The sequence below is a fragment of the Enhygromyxa salina genome, from assembly GCF_002994615.1.
Classification (GTDB): Bacteria; Myxococcota_A; Polyangia; order Nannocystales; family Nannocystaceae; genus Plesiocystis; species Plesiocystis salina_A.
The window spans coordinates 1-3,160 of record NZ_PVNK01000028.1 but is presented as its reverse complement, the minus strand read 5'-3'; the positions used below and the strand labels follow the sequence as shown (position 1 = coordinate 3,160).

Here is a 3,160-nt window from a genome sequence, read left to right as displayed (position 1 = left end):
CGCCCACCCACGAGCCAACAAAGCCCCCTTCTAGGGGGCCACGGAGACCATTGCAGGGCACATGAGAGCCCACCGAGCGAGGAACGAGCGACCTGCCGCGCAGCGGCAGTGCGTGGCAAAGTGCACAACCGCCCACCCACGAGCCAACAAAGCCCCCTTCTAGGGGGCCACGGAGACCATTGCAGGGCACATGAGAGCCCACCGAGCGAGGAACGAGCGACCTGCCGCGCAGCGGCAGTGCGTGGCAAAGTCGCCAACGCCCAGGGGGGTCTAAATCAGTACCTGTAGTGCTCAGGCTTGAAGGGGCCCTCGACGGGCATCCCGAGGTACTCGGCCTGCGCCGCGGTCAGCTTGGTCAGCTTGGCGCCGACCTTCTCGAGGTGCATCGCCGCGACCTCTTCGTCGAGCTTCTTCGGCAGCACGTAGACCTTGCCAGCCTCGTACTGGTCGGTCTCCTGCCACAGGGTCAGCTGGGCCATGACCTGGTTGGTGAAGCTGTTCGACATCACGAAGCTCGGGTGCCCGGTCGCGCAGCCGAGGTTCACGAGGCGACCGCGGGCCAACAAGATGATCGCGTGGCCGTCGGCGAACACGAAGCGGTCGACCTGGGCCTTGACGTTGATCTCTTCGATCGTCGGGTCATCGACGAGCGCGGCGACCTGAATCTCGCTGTCGAAGTGGCCGATGTTGCAGACGATCGCCTCGTCCTTCATCCGCTTCATGTGCTCGAGGGTGATCACGTCGCAGCAGCCGGTCGTGGTCACGAAGATGTCGCCGAGCGGGGCGGCCTCTTCCATGGTCGTGACCTCGTAGCCCTCCATCGCGGCCTGGAGCGCGCAGATCGGATCGATCTCGGTCACGAGCACGCGCGCGCCGAAGCCCCGCATCGACTGGACGCAGCCCTTGCCGACGTCGCCGTAGCCGGCCACGACCACGGTCTTGCCCGCGACCATGATGTCGGTCGCGCGCTTGATGCCGTCGGCGAGGCTCTCGCGGCAGCCGTAGAGGTTGTCGAACTTGCTCTTGGTCACCGAGTCGTTGACGTTGATCGCCGGGACCTTGAGCTCGCCCTTGGCGGCCATCTTGTCGAGGTTGTGGACGCCGGTGGTCGTCTCCTCGGACAGGCCCTTGATGTTCGCGAGCAGCTCGGGGTGGTCCTTGTGGACGATGTTGGTCAGATCACCGCCGTCGTCGAGCAGCAGGTTGGGGCCGCTGCCGTCGGGCCAGGTCAGGGTCTGCTCGATGCACCACACGTACTCCTCTTCGGTCTCGCCCTTCCACGCGTAGACCGGCACGCCGGTCACGGCGATCGCGGCGGCGGCCTCGTCTTGGGTCGAGTAGATGTTGCACGAGGACCAGCGGACCTCGGCTCCGAGCGCGGTCAAGGTCTCGATCAGCACGGCCGTCTGCACGGTCATGTGCAGGCACCCGCAGATGCGCGCGCCCGCGAGGGGCTTTTGCGAGCCGTAGCGCTCGCGCAGGCTCATGAGCCCGGGCATCTCCTTCTCGGCGAGGGCGATCTGCTTGCGTCCGGCCTCGGCGAGCGAGATGTCGGCGACCTTGTAGTCGGGGGTGGCGGTGGTTTGGCGCGCTGCTTCCATGATGTGTTCTTCTCGATTGGTTGTGAAAATTCAGCGGTAGTGCGGGACCCAGCCGGCGCTGTCTTGGAACAGGCGCACGCAGCGGATCTGCTTGCTGTCGGTCAGAAAAAAGCGGTGGTGGCGATCCTTGGGCACGACGATCAGGTCGCCGGCCTCGACGGTCACGCGCATCCAGCGATCCGCGTCGTCGCGGATGTCGAAGATGCCCTCGCCCGCGAGCACGAAGCGGACCTCGTCGTCGGTGTGGAGGTGTTCGTCGGCGAACTTCGCACAGATCGCGTCGAGGTTGTCGGTCTCGGGCGCGAGCGCGATCACGTCTTGCTCGATGTAGCCCCGCTCGCGCTTGAGCGCGTCGAGGGCCGGCTGGTAGGCGTCATCGGCCAGCTCGAGCTGCTCGTAGGTCACGCCGACGCTGCGCAGGTGCGCGACGTCGAGGGCGGGATAGTCGGGTTGGGGGTCGATCCAGGCCAGCTGCATGGTGTTGCCTAGGGCTACGAGCTACGCGGGCCCCAAGCCGAGGCGGTGAGCCTCGACGGTGGCGCGCATGAGGAAGTCCAGGCACTCGGCCTGGGTCTTGGCGTGAACCCAGTCGCGGCCCCAGACATAGATGCCGTGGCCAGCGACGATGACCGCGTCGACGTCGGGGTAGCGGGCGATCGCGTCGGCCATCGAGTCGCTCAGCTGGGACTCGCGGGCGGTGTTGGGGATGATCGGGACGCGCAGCTCGTCGAAGCAGCCGACGCCGCGCAGACCCTTTTGCATCTCGAGGTTCTGGCTGCGGAACTCACCGGGACCGCCGTCGGGGCAGGCCAGGCGCGCGGCGAGCACGGCCCACAGCGAGTGGCTGTGGAGCACCGCGCCCGCGTCACGCATGCGAAAGGCGTTGAAGAACAGCGGCTGGCATTCGGAGATGCGCAGGGCTGGATCGCGCGGGCGCTCGAGGATCTCGACCCGATCCCACACGCCGTCGGCGAGCAGGAACACCTCGTCCGGATCGATCCGCTCCTTTTGGACGCCCGAGGGCGCAACCCACACACCCTCGGCGTCGCGGATCGAGATCCCGCCCCCGGTCCCGCTGACCCAACCGAGCCCGTAGAACTGCCGACACAGCTCGCTGATCAGCTTCGGGGTCGAGCGATCACGCTGCGACAGTGGGGGGGTCTTGGCGACGAGTTGGGACATGCGCGGCGGTCGAAGGATATACCTTGGCGTCGCACCTACCACACCCCAGCCCGGCCCCAGACCGTGTGGAAGCTCGTACGAATTACGCCGTTTTCGGGGCTTGGCCAGGGCATCGGCGCGGACGGCGTCGAGGCTGGCGGCCCGGTCACGCGCCCTCGAACTCACAGCTCGGGCCGGGTCCGGCCAGGCCCGCCTCGTGGATCTCGTCGAGCGCCGCGAGCTGGGCTGTCGAGTAGCATGGCGGCGTGCCGACCCCCAAGCACGCGATCTCCATCGCGCTCGCGCTCGTCGTGGCCAGCGGAGCCTGTCGCTCGACCGAGCCCGACGCCTCTGGCTCTGCGCCGGCCAAGCCCGAGGCCACGACCTCAGCCCCGGCC

Annotated in this window: 4 protein-coding genes; all 4 read right to left on the bottom strand. The window is 67.5% G+C overall.

The annotated features are described in order from the left end of the window. Nucleotides 1-275: 275 nt before the first annotated feature. On the bottom strand, nucleotides 276-1,601 hold the full coding sequence (gene ahcY / locus ENSA5_RS02965; RefSeq protein ID WP_106390034.1) for an adenosylhomocysteinase: 1,326 nt from the start codon (nucleotides 1,599-1,601) through the stop codon (nucleotides 276-278). Nucleotides 1,602-1,631: 30 nt separating this feature from the next. Then, nucleotides 1,632-2,078 carry a 1,2-dihydroxy-3-keto-5-methylthiopentene dioxygenase gene (locus ENSA5_RS02960; protein ID WP_106390033.1) on the bottom strand — a complete coding sequence of 149 codons (447 nt, stop codon included), beginning with the start codon at nucleotides 2,076-2,078 and terminating at the stop codon, nucleotides 1,632-1,634. A gap of 21 nt (nucleotides 2,079-2,099) precedes the next feature. After that, entirely contained in the window at nucleotides 2,100-2,783 is a 684-nt protein-coding gene (mtnB, locus tag ENSA5_RS02955) for a methylthioribulose 1-phosphate dehydratase (RefSeq protein WP_106390032.1), read from the bottom strand. Between the two features lie 145 nt (nucleotides 2,784-2,928). Continuing rightward, nucleotides 2,929-3,160 (bottom strand): hypothetical protein (locus ENSA5_RS36905; RefSeq protein ID WP_181197289.1); only part of this gene is annotated, 232 nt, incomplete at its 5' end.

Bases quoted from the DNA above. Each gene is read 5' to 3' on its own strand.
- ahcY (WP_106390034.1), bottom strand. From the start codon at position 1,601: ATGGAAGCAGCGCGCCAAACCACCGCCACCCCCGACTACAAGGTCGCC.
- mtnB (WP_106390032.1), bottom strand. From the start codon at position 2,783: ATGTCCCAACTCGTCGCCAAGACCCCCCCACTGTCGCAGCGTGATCGC.
- ENSA5_RS02960 (WP_106390033.1), bottom strand. From the start codon at position 2,078: ATGCAGCTGGCCTGGATCGACCCCCAACCCGACTATCCCGCCCTCGAC.